This window comes from Enterobacter cloacae complex sp.6700776, from assembly GCF_048284255.1.
In the GTDB taxonomy this organism is placed as follows: Bacteria; Pseudomonadota; Gammaproteobacteria; order Enterobacterales; family Enterobacteriaceae; genus Enterobacter; species Enterobacter intestinihominis.
In genome coordinates, this window is the sequence record NZ_JBLVYK010000321.1 from 1 (window position 1) to 263 (window position 263).

At 40.3% G+C, this 263-nt stretch carries 1 pseudogene; it reads right to left on the minus strand.

Annotated elements, in window-relative coordinates:
- A pseudogene (locus ACNQ0T_RS24450) lies at positions 1-263 on the minus strand (PhzF family phenazine biosynthesis protein); the annotation flags it as partial.

A 263-nucleotide genomic window follows, 5' to 3' on the forward strand; every position in this document is an offset into this window, starting at 1 on the left:
GGTTAATCCCTGCAAAGGTAATTGTGCAAGACGCAACATATCGGGATGGCAATTCTGCACTTGTTCTGGTGAATCAACAAAACAGATATAGCGATCTTTGGCTAAATACAGTTCAGAAATAGGGGTTCCGAGGATCTCGCTTAATTGTGGATATTGGCTTAAATCGGCAGGTTCACAATCTAAAATAGGGAAGTCTAATGTGAAGCCTTCTTGATTTTTATGAACCGTCAGTTCTCCAGATAAGGACTGAAATACAATAGGGT